General features: G+C 42.6%; 14 protein-coding genes, 1 pseudogene and 1 riboswitch. Of the genes and pseudogenes, 9 read left to right on the top strand and 6 right to left on the bottom strand.

Going from position 1 to position 18,471, the window contains the following annotated elements; translation table 11 throughout:
- The first annotated feature begins 45 nt into the window (after positions 1–45).
- Together H8S07_RS10825 and mutY are read left to right on the top strand one after the other, a co-directional pair.
- Complete coding sequence (locus H8S07_RS10825) at positions 46–720, top strand: GTP pyrophosphokinase (protein ID WP_021860766.1); 675 nt, start codon at positions 46–48, stop codon at positions 718–720.
- On the top strand, positions 707–2,437 hold the full coding sequence (gene mutY, locus H8S07_RS10820; RefSeq protein ID WP_186856002.1) for an A/G-specific adenine glycosylase: 1,731 nt from the start codon (positions 707–709) through the stop codon (positions 2,435–2,437). Before H8S07_RS10825 ends, mutY begins: the two co-directional genes overlap by 14 nt.
- Positions 2,438–2,605: 168 nt before the next feature.
- On the opposite strand, the gene H8S07_RS10815 is transcribed toward mutY, so the two are convergent.
- The 4 genes from H8S07_RS10815 to H8S07_RS10800 form a co-directional block, all read right to left on the bottom strand.
- Positions 2,606–3,274 carry a phosphatase PAP2 family protein gene (locus H8S07_RS10815; RefSeq protein ID WP_021860768.1) on the bottom strand — a complete coding sequence of 223 codons (669 nt, stop codon included), beginning with the start codon at positions 3,272–3,274 and terminating at the stop codon, positions 2,606–2,608.
- Positions 3,275–3,376: 102 nt separating this feature from the next.
- Positions 3,377–4,105 carry a glycerophosphodiester phosphodiesterase gene (locus H8S07_RS10810; protein WP_330598561.1) on the bottom strand — a complete coding sequence of 243 codons (729 nt, stop codon included), beginning with the start codon at positions 4,103–4,105 and terminating at the stop codon, positions 3,377–3,379.
- Between the two features lie 109 nt (positions 4,106–4,214).
- Complete coding sequence (locus H8S07_RS10805) at positions 4,215–5,159, bottom strand: diacylglycerol/lipid kinase family protein (RefSeq protein ID WP_118519538.1); 945 nt, start codon at positions 5,157–5,159, stop codon at positions 4,215–4,217.
- A gap of 3 nt (positions 5,160–5,162) precedes the next feature.
- Positions 5,163–5,771 (bottom strand): TetR/AcrR family transcriptional regulator, encoded by a 609-nt coding sequence (locus H8S07_RS10800; protein WP_021860771.1) that lies wholly within the window; start codon positions 5,769–5,771, stop codon positions 5,163–5,165.
- A 181-nt stretch (positions 5,772–5,952) separates the two neighbouring features.
- Between H8S07_RS10800 and H8S07_RS10795 the strand changes: the two genes are divergently transcribed.
- The 7 genes and pseudogenes from H8S07_RS10795 to H8S07_RS10765 all read left to right on the top strand — a co-directional run bounded on the left by H8S07_RS10795 (position 5,953) and on the right by H8S07_RS10765 (position 15,298).
- On the top strand, positions 5,953–8,109 hold the full coding sequence (locus H8S07_RS10795) for a Tex family protein (protein WP_118519537.1): 2,157 nt from the start codon (positions 5,953–5,955) through the stop codon (positions 8,107–8,109).
- 56 nt (positions 8,110–8,165) lie between these two features.
- The gene (locus tag H8S07_RS10790) at positions 8,166–9,074 is read left to right on the top strand and encodes a YitT family protein (protein WP_118519536.1); all 909 of its coding nucleotides are present in this window, start codon (positions 8,166–8,168) and stop codon (positions 9,072–9,074) included.
- 103 nt (positions 9,075–9,177) lie between these two features.
- Positions 9,178–9,302, top strand: a riboswitch (FMN riboswitch).
- A 165-nt stretch (positions 9,303–9,467) separates the two neighbouring features.
- A complete protein-coding gene (locus H8S07_RS10785; RefSeq protein ID WP_021860774.1) occupies positions 9,468–10,103 on the top strand; it encodes an ECF transporter S component in 636 nt (211 codons plus the stop codon).
- Between the two features lie 290 nt (positions 10,104–10,393).
- On the top strand, positions 10,394–10,927 hold the full coding sequence (locus H8S07_RS10780; RefSeq protein ID WP_021860344.1) for a helix-turn-helix domain-containing protein: 534 nt from the start codon (positions 10,394–10,396) through the stop codon (positions 10,925–10,927).
- A 63-nt stretch (positions 10,928–10,990) separates the two neighbouring features.
- Positions 10,991–12,070, top strand: a pseudogene (locus H8S07_RS14785) (ABC transporter ATP-binding protein); the annotation flags it as partial.
- Positions 12,071–12,568: 498 nt separating this feature from the next.
- Positions 12,569–13,405, top strand: a complete 837-nt coding sequence (locus H8S07_RS10770; RefSeq protein WP_118287943.1) for an ABC transporter permease — start codon at positions 12,569–12,571, stop codon at positions 13,403–13,405.
- A 3-nt stretch (positions 13,406–13,408) separates the two neighbouring features.
- Complete coding sequence (locus H8S07_RS10765) at positions 13,409–15,298, top strand: extracellular solute-binding protein (protein WP_118287942.1); 1,890 nt, start codon at positions 13,409–13,411, stop codon at positions 15,296–15,298.
- A gap of 349 nt (positions 15,299–15,647) precedes the next feature.
- On the opposite strand, the gene hydF is transcribed toward H8S07_RS10765, so the two are convergent.
- Together hydF and hydG are read right to left on the bottom strand one after the other, a co-directional pair.
- Positions 15,648–16,928: a [FeFe] hydrogenase H-cluster maturation GTPase HydF gene (hydF, locus tag H8S07_RS10760; RefSeq protein WP_186856001.1), complete on the bottom strand. Its 1,281-nt coding sequence runs from the start codon at positions 16,926–16,928 to the stop codon at positions 15,648–15,650.
- Positions 16,929–17,031: 103 nt separating this feature from the next.
- Entirely contained in the window at positions 17,032–18,453 is a 1,422-nt protein-coding gene (hydG, locus tag H8S07_RS10755) for a [FeFe] hydrogenase H-cluster radical SAM maturase HydG (RefSeq protein WP_118287940.1), read from the bottom strand.
- Positions 18,454–18,471: the final 18 nt, after the last annotated feature.

The raw sequence follows: 18,471 nt of genomic DNA, 5'->3' as shown, positions 1-18,471 counted from the left end.
CGGGTGCCGCAAGAAGCTTCGAAGGACGGAAGGAGAGAGGCAATCGTGGAGAATGCAATTAAGAATTACGAAGATGTGGACAGCTGGAAGACCATTATGTTTCTTTATAATTCCGCGTTAAAGGAAGTAGGAACGAAACTGGAGATTCTAAATGACGAATTCCAGCATGTACATCAGTACAATCCGATCGAGCACATTAAGACACGTGTGAAGACACCGGAGAGTATTGTGAAGAAGTTAAAAAGATACGGGTATGAGACATCCATAGAGAATATGGTAAAATACATCAACGATATTGCAGGAGTAAGATTGATCTGTTCATTTACTTCTGATATATACAGATTGGCAGAGATGATTGGAAACCAGAGTGATTTAAAGGTATTATCGATCAAAGATTATATTAAGAATCCGAAAGCAAGCGGCTACAAGAGCTATCACATGCTTGTATCGGTTCCGATTTTCCTGTCAGACAGTGTTGTAGATACAAAGGTAGAGATCCAGATCCGGACGATCGCGATGGATTTCTGGGCAAGTCTGGAGCATAAGATTTATTACAAATTTGAGGGAAATGCGCCGGAATATATCAGCCGGGATCTCAGAGAGTGTGCAGATATGGTGTCAACACTGGATGAGAAGATGCTGTCGTTAAATGAGGCGATCCAGGCGTATGTAGAAGAACAGGAAGAATTAAAAGGACGGAAGAAAAGTGAAGTATCCTAATATTTATCCGGGCAGTTTTATAGACAGACCGAACCGGTTTATTGCTTATGTGGAATGTGCCGGTCGTACAGAGACTGTCCATGTGAAAAATACAGGACGCTGTGCGGAACTTTTGCAGCCGGAGGTACCGGTGTATATACAGAAAAGCGATAACCCTGAGCGTAAGACAGGATGGGATCTTATCGCAGTAGAGAAAGGCGACAGACTTATCAATATGGATTCCCAGGCGCCGAATAAGGTAGCGCAGGAATGGCTCTGCGCCGGTGGACTGGTGCCGGATCCGGTACTTGTAAAGCCGGAGTACACATACGAGAATTCCAGATTTGATTTCTATGTGGAGACGAAGAATCAGAAGATTCTGGTGGAAGTTAAAGGAGTTACATTGGAAGAAGACGGTGTAGTCCGGTTTCCGGATGCGCCGAGTGAACGTGCCGTAAAGCATGTACAGGAATTAAAGAAAGCAAGAAAAGCGGGGTACGAAGCGTACGTCTTGTTTGTGATACAGATGAAAGGTGTACGCTATTTTACGCCAAACAGGCAGACACATCCGGAATTTGCGGAAGCCTTACAGGAAGCCGCGGATGCAGGAGTAAAGATCCTGGCAAGAGACTGTGTAGTGACGACAGACAGCATGACGCTTGCGGATGAAGTTCCGGTTGTGCTTGGACAGCCTGAGCTTCATGAGATGGCAGAACCATTAACCGGATGGTACAGGAAATACCACCGTGACCTTCCGTGGAGACATCACCCGGATCCGTACAGAATATGGATATCAGAGATTATGCTGCAGCAGACAAGGGTAGAAGCGGTGAAGGGATATTATGATCGCTTTTTACAAGCGTTGCCGACAGTGAAGGATCTGGCAGAGGCGCCGGAAGACAAGCTACTCAAATTGTGGGAAGGTTTAGGGTATTACAACCGGGTACGCAACATGCAGAAAGCAGCAATCCAGATCATGGAAGAGTATGGCGGTGAATTTCCGGCAGATTATGAGAAAATCCTTGAACTGAAAGGGATCGGAAGCTATACGGCAGGAGCAATCAGTTCATTTGCGTTTGGAATTCCGAAACCGGCAGTAGACGGCAATGTGTTGCGTGTAGTAACAAGAGTTCTGGCAGATGATGCAGATATTATGAAGCAGAGCACGAAGAAGAGGTTGGAGAAAGCGCTCGAAGAAGTCATCCCGGCAGATGCGGCCAGTGATTTTAATCAGGGACTGATCGAGCTGGGAGCGATTGTCTGTGTGCCAAATGGCGAACCAAAATGCGAAGAATGTCCACTTAAGAATATATGCCGTGCAGAAAAAGAGGGGCTGACAGATAAGTTACCGGTGAAGAAAAAAGCAAAAGCAAGGCGGATTGAGAAAAAGACCGTTTTTCTGTTTGAAGATCTGCAGGAGATTGCTATCCGCAAAAGGCCGGCAAAAGGATTGCTTGCCGGACTCTATGAACTGCCGAATGTAGAAGGGCATCTGACAAGAAAAGAGGCAGAAAACTATTGCCGTTCTATTGGACTTATGCCGGTAAGAATTAAAAAATTACCGGATGCAAAGCACATTTTCAGCCATGTGGAGTGGCAGATGAAAGGTTATCAGATTCAGGTGGATGAGTTGGAGAAGACAAACGAGAAAGGATTTTTGTTCATACATCCGGGAGAGATCCGGGAGAAATATTCCATCCCATCTGCATTTGCAGCATATACGAAGGACATTATATGATACCAGAATACCAAGTTCGGCACGGAACAATACGCGGGTATCAGAAAAAGAAGAGGAGTGTGATTAGAAGATTACACTCCACGAAAATAAAAAAGAATCGCAATTGACAGATTGGTTTATAGAGATCAGTCAACTGCGATTCTTTTTATTTTAATATTATATTTTATCCTAGATCGGCTGCTGTGACAGCTTCGGTGCCCGCTTTGTCTGTGTTACATAGATCAGCGGATAAATCATAAAGGTAAGTGCCACTGCTGCGATCACATCCGTTACAGAGTGCTGCTTTAAGAACATGGTAGACAGAACAATCAGTCCGGCAAGTCCGTAAGAAACAAACTGGATACCGCGGTGTTTTTTCAGTGCCTGGCTGTGTCCGATGGCGATAGCAGCGCCAAGTGAATTATATACATGAATACTTGGCAGTACATTCGTCGGTGTATCGGTGCTGTAAAGCTGTTGTACCAGTCTTGTAAAAACAGTATCGTTCGCAAATGTGTGCGGACGCAGGTTTAATTCATTTGGAAATACTGTGCAGATGATCAGGAAGATCGTCATTCCAGTGAATAAAAATGCTGTAAGCTGGTAATATCCTTTCTTATCCGTAAAGAAGAAATATGCGATCGTTACAGCAATAAATAAAAACCATAACAGATACGGAACAATAAAATATTCTACAAACGGGATATAATCGTCAAGTGGTGAGTGGATCAGATAGTAATGGCTGAATCTGTGCTTCTCCAGATAACAGAACCAAGGCATGTAGATAAAGCTATATAATAAAACCCATGCATGACGATACCGCAGGATAAATTGTTTGATTTTCGTAATGGATTGCATAATTACGCCCCTTTATATAACAAGTCTTATCTAAAGATTAGCTAAGTTTCTCAACGGATTATAACATGAAAAGATAGAATCAACAACAATGTTCATCTATTCTTAATAATTTTCACCATGTTTTTCGAAAATCTGCATATCATAACAGCGTTTGCCTTCCAGCAATGCCTCAGGTGTACGAAGTGTCCAGACAGCTGTAGGTGTTCCAAAGAATTTCCGTAAGAAAGAAACAGTAAATTTAGGAAGGTTTTTCAGTTTATAAGAAATAAAATCCGGTCTGCCAAGAAAATTAAGAAGCAGGTTTTCGGCAAGAAAACGTAAAAACCAGAGTTCTTTCAGAGGATCCTTCGTAAGTCTGGAAGAAAGCTGTCCACGCAGAACTTCCGGAGCATGCCTGCGATACCAGAAAAGTCCCATCGTATTAAAAGACTGAATCATATAATTTCCATGATAACAGGAAAGGGCCTTATGAACATGCTGACAGATAGCGGTGGAACGACCGGGAATTTTCAATTCGATCAGAAGAGGTACCTGTCCGTTTACCAGTGACAGAACATCTTCAAACAGAGGAATCTGTTCTTCCGTATCCTGGAGACGGCATGTTTTCAGCTCCGGAACTGTCAAATCTTCGATCGTGCCGGATTTTTTACAGACACGGTTCAGAGTATCATCGTGGAAAACAACCAGTCTGCCATCTTTGGTGAGATGAACATCCAGCTCAATGCCATAACCGTGGGAAAGCGCCTGCCGGAACGCGGGCATAGAATTTTCTGGAATTCCATTTTCAATACTGTGATATCCACGATGAGCAAAACAGGTTCCACGATACAATTTTAAAAGTTCCTGCCGTTTGCCTGTCCGGGGGAAAAGTAAAAAGAGAACAAATAAACACAGACAAACAATAAAAATGAGTATTCCGTGATACATAAAATACATCTCCTTAACTTAAAATCAGACGAATTTTCTCAGGTTCCAGAGAACAGGTAATTTCTCGTTTTAAATATACCGGTTCTCCGTCTGTATGGACCGCAAGTGGTTTCGGGCTGGTAAAAGTTGCTTTTTTACATTGATATGTATGGATTCCTTTGAAAAATACATGCCATCCTTTAAAAGCGGTTGGCAAAAGCATAAGAATGACAGCTTTCGGGAATCCTTCTACTACAATAACATCCAGAATATCATCAGAAGGATCTGCTTTTGGACAGAAACGGAATCCACCGCCCTCTGTGCGCTGATTCATAGCCGCAGCGAAATAAACTTTGTGAAAAAGTATTTCTTCTGTATCACCGGACAGCTCCGTAAGCCGAATGTGCATATCACAGGGTGTCATGGTGAAAATCTGGGAAAGTGCAACGCCAACGTAGGATAGTTTTCCAAGATGCAGCTTATTAAGAAATCGTTTCAGCGGAGAGACGATTACCTGATGGCAGACAGCGGCATCAAATCCAAGACCGGAACTGACAGCAAAACGGCGCCGGCAATAAGGCTTGCTGTCTGTTTCATATTCTGTCACTCCGATATTTAAGTATGCAAAACGGGAAGGCTTAAGGATATGTTTAAGTGCTGTGAGTGGATCCCGGGAAAGTCCCATGCTCCTTGCAAAATCATTGCTGGACCCAATCGGAATGTATCCAAGTGTGATGCCGGACAGATCGCTGATGCCGTCAATGACTTCATTTAAAGTGCCGTCACCGCCAAGAACAATCAGTGTTTCCAAAGATGGATCGGCACACAAATGAGCGGCAAGCTTCGAGGCATGCCGCTGATATTTAGTGAAAAAGACCTGATAAGAGATCTCGTTCTCTTTCAGATATTGTTCCAGTGTGTTCCAGACAGTCTGACCGAGGCCGCTTCTAGAACCGGGATTTACAAGAAAAGTGTACATGATTTAAAATGCTCCGTTCAGATAAGTCTCCAGACTTCGCTTCATATTTCCTTCAAAATCCGCATGTCCTTCTTTCAGACACCATTCAAAAACGTTACCGATCACGATCATACGGATATCGGTTGTAAGAGCTTCCAGATCTCCGGATATCTGTAAAATTCCGGCATCCATGCATTTCTGCAGATAATTGTGGACCGTAACGATCGGATAAGGACGCTCCGTACGGATGAGCGGGTTCAGAGACTGGTTCTTTGGTGTATAGTAATTCGACATAAATTCTACGCCCAGATCCTGGCAGTAATGTACATAATTCAGATAGACGTAGATGATCGCTTCTTTAGCTTCAGCCGGAGAAGCCGGAAGATCAAGAAAATCCGGATTGATGCTCGGCTGCTCTTCTATATAATAAGAAAGAAGATCGTCTTTTGTTTTGAAATGATGATAAAAACTTCCGTTGGAAACCCCAGCTTCGTCACAGATATTTTTAATCGACAATGCTTCATATCCGTCTTTTTGTAAAATATTTTTGGCAGCGGCGAAAATCCGAGCTTTCGTTTCCATAGACTTCTGCTGCTGCTTGGACAATGGTTTTGTTTGTACTGTTTGATTCATGATGATCAAGAATCTCCTTTTTCTTTTATGATAACCTTAAGTATAACATAATAAATAGCTGTTTTCAATAAAACAGAGTGAACTCTGTATTTACTGTTCCATTGCAAGAAAGAGACATTTTCGCTATAATAAGAAAGATTGTGGAAAGCCACAGAAAGTAACATTCAGAAAGGATATAATTATGGATATCAATCAGAAGATTACAGAAGAATTAGGCGTAAAAAAGTGGCAGGTAGAAGCGGCTGTAAAATTGATCGATGAAGGTAATACAATTCCATTTATCGCCAGATACAGAAAAGAAGCAACTGGTACACTGGACGACGAACAGCTTCGTAAATTATATGAAAGACTGACCTATTTACGGAATCTAGAGGAGAAGAAAGAACAGGTACTGGCAAGTATAGAAGAACAGGGAAAATTGACAGAAGAGCTGAAAGCAAAGATCGTTGCGGCACAGACACTGGTCGTGGTAGAAGATCTCTACCGTCCGTATCGCCCGAAACGAAGAACCCGTGCGACGATTGCGAAGGAAAAGGGACTGGAGCCACTGGCAGCACTGATTACTTTACAGAAAGCAAAAGAGCCGCTGGAGAAGCTGGCAGAAGACTATGTTAATAAAGAAAAAGGTGTAGAGACAGTCAAAGATGCGCTGGACGGCGCGAAGGATATTCTCGCAGAAGCAGTGTCTGATGAAGCGGCATACAGAAGCTGGATCCGTAAGAGAACCATGCAGAAAGGAACTCTTATTTCCACTGCAAAGGACGAAAAACAGGAGTCGGTTTATGAGATGTATTACGAATTTGAAGAAGCACTCAGCAAGCTGGCGGGACACCGCATCCTTGCGCTGAACCGTGGAGAGAAAGAGAAGTTCCTGACTGTAAAAGTAGAAGCACCGCAGGATGATATCTTACGATATCTGGAAAAACAGATCATCCGCACAGATAATCCGTATACGACTCCGGTACTTCAAGAAGTAGCAGAGGACAGTTATAAACGTCTGATCGCACCGGCAATCGAGCGGGAGATCCGGAGTGAACTGACGGAAAAAGCAGAGGATGGAGCAATCGAAGTGTTCGGAAAGAACTTAGAGCAGCTTCTCATGCAGCCTCCAATCACAGGAAGAACCGTGCTTGGCTGGGATCCGGCATTCCGAACCGGATGTAAACTTGCAGTTGTAGATCCGACCGGAAAAGTTATCGGTACAACAGTCATCTATCCTACTGCACCGACAACACCGAAGAAGATCCAGGCGTCCAAAGATTTATTAAAGAAGATCATTCCGAAGTATCACGTATCACTGATCTCAGTAGGAAATGGAACTGCATCCAGAGAATCTGAGCAGTTTATCGTAGAGTTATTAAAAGAGATTCCGGAAAAAGTAGAGTATATCATTGTAAATGAAGCAGGAGCTTCTGTATATTCGGCAAGTAAACTTGCTTCAGAAGAGTTCCCGAATTTTGATGTCGGGCAGAGAAGTGCAGCGTCCATTGCAAGACGACTGCAGGATCCGCTTGCTGAGCTTGTGAAGATCGATCCGAAATCGATCGGAGTCGGACAGTATCAGCATGACATGAACCAGAAGAAATTAAGCGAAGCACTTTCCGGTGTTGTAGAAGATTGCGTAAATAAAGTCGGTGTCGATCTGAATACAGCATCCGCACCGTTGCTTTCCTATATCTCCGGTATTTCTTCTGCGATTGCCAAAAATATCGTTGTATATCGTGAAGAAAATGGCAAATTTACAAACCGGAAACAATTATTAAAAGTAGCAAAGCTGGGACCGAAAGCATTTGAACAGTGTGCAGGTTTTATGCGTATCCAGGACGGAGATAATCCGTTAGATGCTACCAGCGTGCATCCGGAGTCCTATGCGGCAGCAGAAGAACTGTTGAAGAAGCAGGGATTTTCCGTAGATGATATCAAAGGAGGAAAACTGACAGGATTATCACTTACGATCCGTGATAAAAAACGTCTGGCAGAAGAGCTTGGAATCGGTGAGATCACACTGGAAGATATTGTAAAAGAATTGGAGAAACCGGGAAGAGATCCGCGAGATGAGATGCCAAAACCGATCCTCCGCACGGATGTTCTGGAAATGAAAGACCTGACAGAAGGCATGGTATTAAAAGGAACAGTGAGAAATGTCATTGATTTTGGAGCCTTTGTTGACATCGGTGTCCATCAGGACGGACTGGTACACATTTCAGAATTAAGCGATAAGAAATTTGTAAAACATCCACTGGAAGTAGTAAGCGTTGGTGATATCGTGGATGTCAAAGTTTTAAGTGTGGATCTTAAGAAAAAGAGAATCCAGCTGACAATGAAAGGTATTCAATAAAATAATTTTACAAAAGTAATTTAATAAAAAATACAAAAAAGCGAGAGGTGTTTAGTATGCAGAAAAATTGGGGAAAAACATTGTTCACACTTGCCGGAGTATTATTGGGGAATATCATTCTGGCATTTGCAGTTGCAGCATTTATCGTACCAACAGGTATTGTCATGGGAGGCGCAACCGGTATTGCACTTACGATCACACATTATGTGCCGATGTCCCTATCGGTTGTATTATTAGGTGTAAACGTCATATTGTTCCTGTCAGGAGCTTTTATACTCGGAAAAAAATTTGCAGTTACAACGATTGTAAGTACATTTTTATATCCGCTTTGCCTGTCAGTTGTCCAGAAGATACCGGGAATTACAACGCTGACAGATAATCAGCTGCTGTCCGCAATTTATGCGGGAGTGCTTATGGGAATTGGAATTGGTATCATTGTAAGAGTTGGTGCTTCTACAGGCGGAACCGATATCATAGCACTGATCCTGAACAAAGTGGCACATATTCCACTGGCACCGCTTATGTATGTGGTTGATTTTATTGTGCTTTCTTCACAGATCCTCTTTTCTAATTCAGAACAGGTGATGTACGGTATTTTGAATCTGGTGCTGACAACGGTACTACTAAATAAGGTGATGCTGCTTGGAACTTCACAGATACAGTTGTTTATCATATCTGAGAAATACGAAGAGATCCGGGAAGATTTATTATCCAAGCTCGATCTTGGAACAACGATGATCTATATTGAAAACGGTTATCGTCATGAAAAACAGAAAGGTGTTATGTGCATCATTCCGAACCGGAAACTGTATTCCACAAAAGAAATGATCCACAGCATCGATCCGTACGCATTTATTACGATCACACAGATCAATGAAGTGCGAGGTCAGGGATTTACTTTCGAACGTATCCGTTATCAGGAACTTCCGGAAGACCGGAAGTCGGCAGGTGACAGACAGTCTTAGATTTTTGAAAGTCAGACATAATGGATGTTTGTGTGAGATAATACTTCGGAAAAGTTTCACTTGCAATTTAAGAAGTACAGCACTATAATAAAAAACAAAGAGAAAGATTCTTCGGGGTCGGGTGAAAGTCCCAACCGGCGGTATAGTCCGCGACCCGGTATGATACGTACCGGCTGAATCGGTGTAATTCCGATACCGACAGTAAAGTCTGGATGAGAGAAGAGTTATGCATAGAAAAAGCAATATTATTACCCCGGTATTTTGTTTGATACCGGGGTTTTATTGTTGCAATAGGAAATTGATTTTCTTACTATATAAAAACTTCAGCAAGATGTAATGCATAGTTCCGGAAGTTTTCTTTCTAAATATAAGTATTTTAAAGGAGACCAACATATGAGTACAAGTACAAAAACAATGGCAGCAGCACAGACAAAGAACAGGACAAAGATCCGTGTAATGGCACAGGTTGGAATGTTATCTGCAATTGCATTAGTATTAATGCTTTTCGAGATTCCGCTTCCGTTTGCACCATCTTTTTACGAGATCGATTTCAGTGAAGTTCCGGTATTAGTCGGATGTTTTGCAATGGGACCACTGGCAGGAGCAACGATTGAATTCATCAAGATCATTCTGAACTTTGCGGTAAATGGAACCATGACAGCAGGGGTAGGTGAGATTGCTAACTTCCTGATCGGATGCGCATTTGTGGTACCGGCAGGTCTGATCTACAAGAAAAAGCATAACCGCACAGGCGCTATCGTTGGTATGATTAGCGGAACATTATTTATGACAATCCTTGGATGTTTCCTTAATGCATACGTATTATTACCGGCTTATGCAAAAGCGTTCCAGATGCCGATGGATGCACTGGTTGGCATGGGAACAGCAGTGAACAGCCACATTACAAGCGTTACAACGCTTGTAATCTTTGCAATCGTGCCATTTAACCTGTTAAAAGGTGTGCTGGTATCGTTGATCGTATTTTTGATCTATAAGAAGATCAGCCCGATATTCCATATGGGAAGATAGAAGAAAATATTAGATAATGATGAAAAAAAGAAGGACAGAGCCTTGATTTTTAGGGTTCTGTCCTTGCTTGTATTATAATGCAGTTTTCAGCAAGTTGCCATCTGGTGGGAAATACAGGTTTTAATTTTTTTGAAAAAATATCCAAAAAAACTAGAACCAGGCTTCAAAAAATCTGTGAATCTCTTGAAATATTCCCGTAACCGTGTATAATAAACTTTGTTCGGTAATTTTGAACATAAAGTATAGTAATAGAAAACTCCAGAACGAAAATATATCTCGGAGGTGATAGGGTGGATATCGGAAAGAAATTGAAAGAACTGCGTTTGCAAAATGACCTGACGCTGAATGATCTGGCATCCAGAAGCGAGCTGTCAAAAGGCTTTCTGTCCCAGGTGGAGAGAAATCTGACAACGCCGAGTATCGCAACGCTGGAAGATATTCTGGAAGCGCTTGGAAGTAATCTGTCAGACTTTTTCCATGAGGAAGAAGAGCATCAGATTGTATTCGGACAGCAGGATTTTTTTGTGGATGAACAGGAAGGTTTTCAGATTGAGTGGATTGTGCCTAATGCACAAAAGAACCAGATGGAGCCTATTATTTTAACATTGGCGCCACATCAGAAAAGCCGGGAAGTGTCGGCGTTTCAGGGAGAAGAATTTGGCTATGTATTAAAAGGCAGCATAACAATTGTGCGTGGCAAGAAGAAATATAAAGTAAAGGCGAAGGAAACGTTTTATATGGATGGTTCCAGAAGCCATTATTTATATAATCATGGGAGCGGGGAAGCAAAAGTATTGTGGATCACCAACCCGCCGATGTTTTAAACAGACGAGAACGATAAAAGGCTGAGATATTATAGCTGACAGATTATAGAAGGGAGACGTGAGATGGAAGAGAATAAGATCATTGAATTCCGCAACATTGTCAAAAGTTTTGACAGCCAGGTTGTGTTAAAAGGAATCAATCTTGACATTTATGAAAATGAATTTGTAACACTGCTCGGGCCAAGTGGCTGCGGTAAGACAACACTTCTTCGGATTCTGGGAGGATTCCTGGAAGCAGACGAAGGAAGTGTGATTTTTGATGGCGAGGAGATCAGTAATAAGCCGCCGTATGAGCGGGAACTGAACACGGTGTTTCAGAAATACGCACTCTTTCCACATCTGAGTGTTTATGAAAATATTGCATTTGGGCTTAAGATAAAAAAAGTCGGAAAAGACATCATTGACCAGAAAGTCATGAAGATGTTAAAGCTTATCGGACTGGAAGGATTTGAAGACAAGAATACAACACTGCTTTCAGGAGGCCAGCAGCAGCGTGTTGCAATTGCAAGAGCGCTTGTCAATGAGCCGAAAGTGCTGCTTCTTGATGAGCCGCTTGCTGCGCTTGACCTGAAACTCAGAAAAGAGATGCAGTATGAGTTGAAACGGATCCAGCAGGAGGTCGGTATCACCTTTATTTTCGTAACACATGATCAGGAAGAGGCACTTACGATGTCGGATAAGATCGTTGTTATGAAAAATGGTGAGATCCAGCAGATCGGTTCGCCGCAGGATATTTACAATGAACCGGCAAACCGTTTCGTAGCGAACTTTATCGGTGAAAGCAACATTTTATCAGGAACGATGATTGATGATTATAAAGTCATGTTTGATGATATTGTATTTGACTGCGTGGATTATGGATTTAAGAAGAATGAAAAAGTAGACGTTGTCATCCGTCCGGAAGATATTGATATTGTAGATGTAAAAGACGGTAAGATGACCGGAGAAGTTTTGAGTGTGCTGTTCAAAGGTGTTCATTATGAAATCATGGTGGAGACAGTTCCGGGGACCAGCGTTACGGTAAATATGCGTGTCATCCGCAACCACGAAGTGACAAGTGAAGACGGAAAAGAAAAAATCAGTGCAAACAACTTCTATGTTGATGTTGACGATGTGGAAGAAATGGATGATAAAGAGATTATCGCGTTCTCCAATGCGCAGGCATGGGAAGTAGAGACAGATGATTATATATCCATTGCAAAAGTAGAATACGAACTGGAGAAAGAAGAAGGACAGTATCCGGTTACATTTACAACCGCAGATGGAACAAGCATCGAGAGAACAATCTTTGTAGTCAACCAGCCGTTCGTTAAGAATGAAAAGGCAAATGAAGCGGTTATGGCGTTCAACTTCTTCAAAACAGTAGATGAGATCAATGATTCACAGGCATTGGATACAGATCTGAAAACATGGGCAAATGCACAGGGCTGGAAGTTAAGCGATGAAGATCAAAGTGTGGACATCAGTGTAGATTATGACTTTGAACCGGAAGAAGTGACAGAAGGTGTATATCAGATCACATTTTCAACAACCGGTCGCGAATTTAAGATCCATACGACTGATTATTCGGAGGAAGGACAGGAGGTCGGCCTGACATTCTTCCCGGAAGATATTCATGTCATGTCAAAGGTGGTGTACTAGATGAAACGTTTTCAGCAGCTTGCATGGCCGTATATCGTGTGGGCAGTGATGATGCTTGTTCTTCCGATGGCACTGATCGCACTGTATTCTGTAATGAATCAAGGCAACAGCATCATTTCTTTCTCGTTCACACTGGAACATTATGCCAAATTTTTTACCGATCCGGATTTCTTATTAATCCTCTGGCGTTCCATACTGATTGCGGTGAAGACAACCGTTTTATGTCTGCTTCTCGGCTATCCGATCGCATATTATATAGCAAGAAGCACAGAAAAAGTACAGAATATATTGATTTTATGCATTACACTGCCGATGTGGATCAACATGCTTGTGCGAACATACGCATGGATCGGACTTCTGAGCAACGGTGGTATTTTTCAGAAAATACTTGGATTTTTCGGACTTGGAAATGTAGAGCTTCTCTATACAGAGGGCGCCGTACTGCTCGGTATGGTATATAACTTCCTTCCGTTTATGATCCTGCAGATCCAGACGTCCTTAAGCAAGATGGATTATTCGCTGATCGAAGCGAGTGCGGATCTCGGGGCCAGTCCCGCACAGACTTTCCGCAGAATTACTTTGCCACTTTCCATGCCGGGAGTAATTAATGGAATTACGCTCGTATTCCTTCCGGCAGTCAGCTCGTTCTTTATTCCGAAGCTGCTTGGAGGCGGTCAGTATTTCCTCATCGGAAATATGATCGAAAACCAGTTTATCACAGTCGGAGAGTGGAATTTTGGAAGTGCGGTGTCTATGATCATGGCGATTATTATGATGCTTCTGATGATGGCTGTACGGAAAGTGGAGCAGCATAATCAGGGCGGAAAGGGGGTATAAAAGATGAAACAAAAGAAACGACGGATCGGGAAGATCTTGATGGTACTTTCAGTCATCTTTTTCTACCTTCCGATATTATATATGATTATTTTTTCATTTAACGATGGAAAATCACTGACAAGCTTTACCGGATTTTCACTGCGCTGGTACCGGCATATGCTGGATTCCAGCGATATGATGGAGGCGCTCTCTACAACATTCAGTGTGGCGGTGCTGGCTACAATTATTTCCACAATTGTAGGAACAATTTCTGCAATTGGAATAAGTAAGTCAAAAAAAGTTGTGCGTGATCTGATGGATCAGGTCAATAATCTGCCGCTTATGAACCCGGAAATTGTAACAGCGATTGGCTTTATGCTGTTATTTATCACATTCCGTGTGGAAAAAGGCTATGTGACGATGCTGCTTGCGCACATTGCATTCTGTATCCCATATGTCATGCTTTCCGTGATGCCGAAGATCCGCTCACTGGATCCGAACCTGGCAGATGCGGCAATGGACCTTGGGGCGACACCGTGGCAGGCTCTGACGAAAGTTATTGTGCCACAGATCACACCGGGAATCGTGTCCGGAGCGCTGATTGCATTTACCATGTCCGTAGATGATTTTATCATTTCTTATTTCGTAACCGGACAAGGTGTAAAGAACTTAAGTATTATGGTGTATACAATGAGCAAACGTGTGAATCCGAGCATTAACGCCATTTCTACGCTTGTTGTTATGATTATTACGATCGTACTTCTGGTGATCAATATTATGCCAATGCTGGCAAGCAAAAGAAAGAAGACAGATGTAGTCAGAAGAAGGAGAATGTGGATACCGGTCACAGCCGTCTGTGCGGCGCTGGTTGCGGTCATATGTGTTGCGCAGTTCGGTGGAGCACAGAACAAACGTCCGTTTGAAGGACAGACACTCAGGATTTATAACTGGGGAGAATATGTCGGTGAACATATCATTCAGGACTTTGAAAAAGAAACCGGTGCGAAAGTTATGCTGGAGAACTTTGATTCCAATGAACAGATGTACATCAAAGTCGCAAATAAAGAAGCGTATGATATTCTCGTTCCGAGTGATTATATGATTGAGCGTCTGATTTCCGAAGGATATTTACAAAAACTGGATAAATCAAAGCTGACCTGTATGGATAAGCTGAATAAAGCGGTCAAAGGACTGCCATATGATCCGAAAAATGAATATTCGGTTCCGTATTTCTGGGGAACTGTCGGGATTGTCTATGACAAGACAAAGGTATCCGAAGAAGATTTGAAAAAAGAAGGTTATAACATTTTCCTGGATCAGAAATACAAAGGAGATATTTACCTGTATGATTCAGAGAGAGATTCTTTCATGATGGCGTTAAAGTCACTTGGATATTCGATGAATACCAGTGATCAGGGAGAGATTGATAAGGCTTACCAGTGGCTCCTGAAATGCGTGGGAACGATGAAGCCGGAGATCGTGACGGATGAGATCATCGATAATATGGCACAGGCGAGAAAAGCGCTGGGACTTATCTATTCCGGAGATGCAACTTATGTCATGGCGGAAAATCCGAAAATGGGATACTATCTTCCAGACAGCGGAACAAATCAGTGGTCCGATGCGATGGTTATTCCGAAAAATGCCAAAAACGTTGAACTTGCGCATGCATTTATCAATTATGCAAGTGATTACGACGGCGCATATGATAACTCTAGCTATGTTGGCTATACATCTGCCAACAAAAAGGTTATGGAGGATTTACACGGCAAAGGTGGCGAGTTCGAAGGAATCGACGCATATATTCCGAGAACGGATAATAAAAAAGATGAAGTCTTTGAATACAATGAGAAGACGAAGAAGATCATCAGCAATCTGTGGAGCAAAGTGAAGATTGCAGCAAGTAATAAGTAGATAGGTTTTTGGCACATCCAATATATGTAAGTATTGGCAAGGGGAAAGATTGCTGCAGGTAATAAGTGAATAGAGATTCTCGGATTAAGGAATGGACTGAGAAAAGGAATAAGAGCCTGACTTCAAAGTGATAATCCATAAAATAATGGAAATAGCTTAAGAAAGTTCAGGCTCTTATAGTATGCATTATTAATATAACCGGTCGTTAATGTGCTGAAGAATTTGAAAATTATATTTTAACACAGTTCAAACAGTTTCTGTCATATTAATCCCTCGACTGTGAAGAAAAGTCTGTAAATAAGATTCTTCTATGATAATGAAGAGCGAAAAGCTCCCGGTATCAAGGAAATTACAGATCCTCGGAAAATATCGCCGTACTCCGCTTCAGAATTCCTTTCATATATGCAATTGCAGTTCCGTAGTTTGTGATCGGTACACCGGCATCTTCTGCACATTTCAGACGATATTTCATTTCACGCTCATTCAGTGTGCATCCACCACAGTGGATAATTAATTGATACTTATCCACATCCGGTGGAAATTCTGTTCCGCTCTTGAAATCAAATTCCACATTTTCCCCCGTGTATTCACGAATCCAGTTCGGAAGCTTTACCGTCCCGATATCTTCGCACTGACGGTGGTGTGTACAACCCTCACAGATGAGGATACGGTCACCGTCTGAAAGTTTATCAAGTGCACTGGCACCGCGTACAACCGTATCCAGATTTCCTTTATATCTTGCAAATAAGATTGAAAAAGAAGTAAGCGGTATATCGGCAGGTGTCAGCTTGGAGACTTTTGCAAATGCCTGGCTGTCAGTGATGACAAGCGAAGGCCTTGTCCCGTGTTTTTTTAGGGTTTCTTCCAGTTCGGAATCCCTTGTAACAATCGCCGTAGCACCACAGTCTAAAATATCCCGGATTGTCTGCTGCTGTGGGAGAATCAGTCTGCCTTTTGGCGCGGCCTTATCGATCGGAACGACAAGCACAACAAAATCTCCGGGGTGGATCAGATCTGCTACGATCCGGTGGTCATTGTCATCGGACGGGGCAAGGGAAGCAATCTTTTCTTTCAATTCATAAATGTGATCCATATCAGAGGCACTGACAAAAAAAATCAGATCTTCCTGGATACCGTATTTTTCAGCAGTTTGTCTTCGAAGTGCTGTTATGGAAGTATTTGGTGCGGAAGTGACTCTGTAACCGTCTGTATTTTGGATTTGCGTATCACTGGTAAGCAGATCCGTCTTATTAAACACAAGCAGAAATGGAATCTCTTTCGCCTGGATTCGTTTTAAGATAGCCTCATCTTCCGGTGTCATACCAAGAGTGGCATCCATAACAAGAACAGCAATATCTGTTTTATTCAATATCTGATAAGCCTTCTGCACACGGAGCGCTCCAAGTTCGCCCTCGTCATCAAGCCCCGGTGTGTCAATCATGACAACCGGACCAAGCGGAAGAAGCTCCATCGCCTTTAAAACCGGATCAGTGGTCGTTCCCTTTACATCTGATACAATCGCCAGATCCTGCCCGGTCATGGCATTGATCACACTGGATTTCCCGGCATTCCTGCGTCCGAATATCCCGATGTGTACACGCTCAGCGGAAGGTGTATTGTTCATACTCATAAAGAAATCCTCCTTCTGTGGATAAATTGTGTGGATGAGTTGTGGATAAACAAAAGGTAAAAAAAGGGGACGGGGATTTTCTAGAAAAGCCCCGTCCCCTTTTTTAGAATCTAAAATCGCGGCGGTTATCTTCGCGGATAAGTTTTAAATTCTCCAGTACCGTCTTGCGTACCTGCTCATTCGGAACATTCAGCACTTCCTTATCGATCAGCTTGTCACCGATTGCTTTCGTTACCGGTGAAGCGTAGTCCATTAAGTACTCTTCCAGTGTCATAAGTGCATTCGGGTGGCAGCAGTTCTGGATCTGTCCACTCTTGCACAGAGACATGAAGCGGTCGCCGGTTCTTCCGGCACGGTAACAGGCAGTGCAGAAACTTGGGATATAATCCATCTGCATCAGCCACTGTACGACTTCGTCCAGCGTACGGTTGTCAACGACATCAAACTGTTCGGATTTTGCATCTTCCGGTTCCGGTTCACAATATCCACCAACGCTGGTTTTGGAACCACCACTGATCTGAGAAATACCAAGGTGAAGAACACGTTCACGGGTGTTCATTCCTTCACGTGTGGAAATGATCATGCCTGTGTACGGAACCGAGATGCGGATACATGCAACAATTTTTGCAAATGTATCATCATCGATTCCATTTGTAAATGAGCTGGAATCAATATCATCTGCATCACGCAGTCGCGGCACACTGATCGTGTGCGGACCAACGCCGAATGCAGCTTCCAGATGTTCTGCATGCATCAGAAGTCCGGCAAATTCATAGCGGTATTTATCCAGTCCGAAGAGCACACCGATACCAACATCATCTACACCGCCTTCCATGGCACGATCCATAGCTTCTGTATGATAGTTGTAATCGTGTTTCGGTCCTGTCGGGTGTAACTGCAGATAACTTTCTTTGTGATAAGTCTCCTGGAAAAGAATGTAAGTACCGATTCCGGCTTCTTTTAACAGACGGTAGTTATCGACTGTCGTTGCGGCAATATTAATATTGACACGGCGGATTGCACCGTTTTTATGCTTGATATCGTAAATCGTTTTGATGGATTCCAGATAATAATCCATTGTATTGTGCACAGGATCTTCACCCGCTTCCAGTGCCAAACGTTTGTGCCCCATATCCTGCAGTGCGATAACTTCTCTGCGGATCTCTTCTTGTGTTAACTGCTTTCTGGCAATGTGTTTGTTTTTCATATGGTACGGACAGTAAGTACAGCCGTTGATACAGTAGTTGGATAAATATAACGGTGCAAAAAGTACAATACGGTTTCCGTAAAAATCTTTTTTGATCTGTTCGGCGAGCCGGAAGATTTTCTCATTCAGCTCGTCATCCTGACAGGCTAACAGAACAGAAGCTTCTTTGTGAGATAAGCCCTTTCTTAAAGAAGCTTTTTTGATCAATGATTCGATCAGTTCTTTGTTGTTTTTGTTTTCATCTGCATAAGCAAGTGTTTCTAAGATTTCCTCGTGGTTGATAAAATCATCCGCGCATTTTGAATTTACATCATACATGATATGTTCCTCCATAAA

Origin of the sequence: Dorea hominis (assembly GCF_014287705.1) — a bacterium.
In the GTDB taxonomy this organism is placed as follows: domain Bacteria; phylum Bacillota; class Clostridia; order Lachnospirales; family Lachnospiraceae; genus Dorea_D; species Dorea_D hominis.
The sequence above is the reverse complement of the archived record's forward strand: the minus strand, read 5'-3'. Positions and strand labels throughout refer to the sequence as shown.

Excerpts from the sequence above, each read along its gene's own strand:
- hydF (WP_186856001.1), bottom strand. The coding sequence starts at position 16,928 with ATGAGTATGAACAATACACCTTCCGCTGAGCGTGTACACATCGGGATA.
- H8S07_RS10790 (WP_118519536.1), top strand. The coding sequence starts at position 8,166 with ATGCAGAAAAATTGGGGAAAAACATTGTTCACACTTGCCGGAGTATTA.
- H8S07_RS10770 (WP_118287943.1), top strand. The coding sequence starts at position 12,569 with ATGAAACGTTTTCAGCAGCTTGCATGGCCGTATATCGTGTGGGCAGTG.
- H8S07_RS10765 (WP_118287942.1), top strand. The coding sequence starts at position 13,409 with ATGAAACAAAAGAAACGACGGATCGGGAAGATCTTGATGGTACTTTCA.
- H8S07_RS10805 (WP_118519538.1), bottom strand. The coding sequence starts at position 5,159 with ATGTACACTTTTCTTGTAAATCCCGGTTCTAGAAGCGGCCTCGGTCAG.
- H8S07_RS10800 (WP_021860771.1), bottom strand. The coding sequence starts at position 5,771 with ATGAATCAAACAGTACAAACAAAACCATTGTCCAAGCAGCAGCAGAAG.
- H8S07_RS10785 (WP_021860774.1), top strand. The coding sequence starts at position 9,468 with ATGAGTACAAGTACAAAAACAATGGCAGCAGCACAGACAAAGAACAGG.
- H8S07_RS10795 (WP_118519537.1), top strand. The coding sequence starts at position 5,953 with ATGGATATCAATCAGAAGATTACAGAAGAATTAGGCGTAAAAAAGTGG.
- hydG (WP_118287940.1), bottom strand. The coding sequence starts at position 18,453 with ATGTATGATGTAAATTCAAAATGCGCGGATGATTTTATCAACCACGAG.
- H8S07_RS10815 (WP_021860768.1), bottom strand. The coding sequence starts at position 3,274 with ATGCAATCCATTACGAAAATCAAACAATTTATCCTGCGGTATCGTCAT.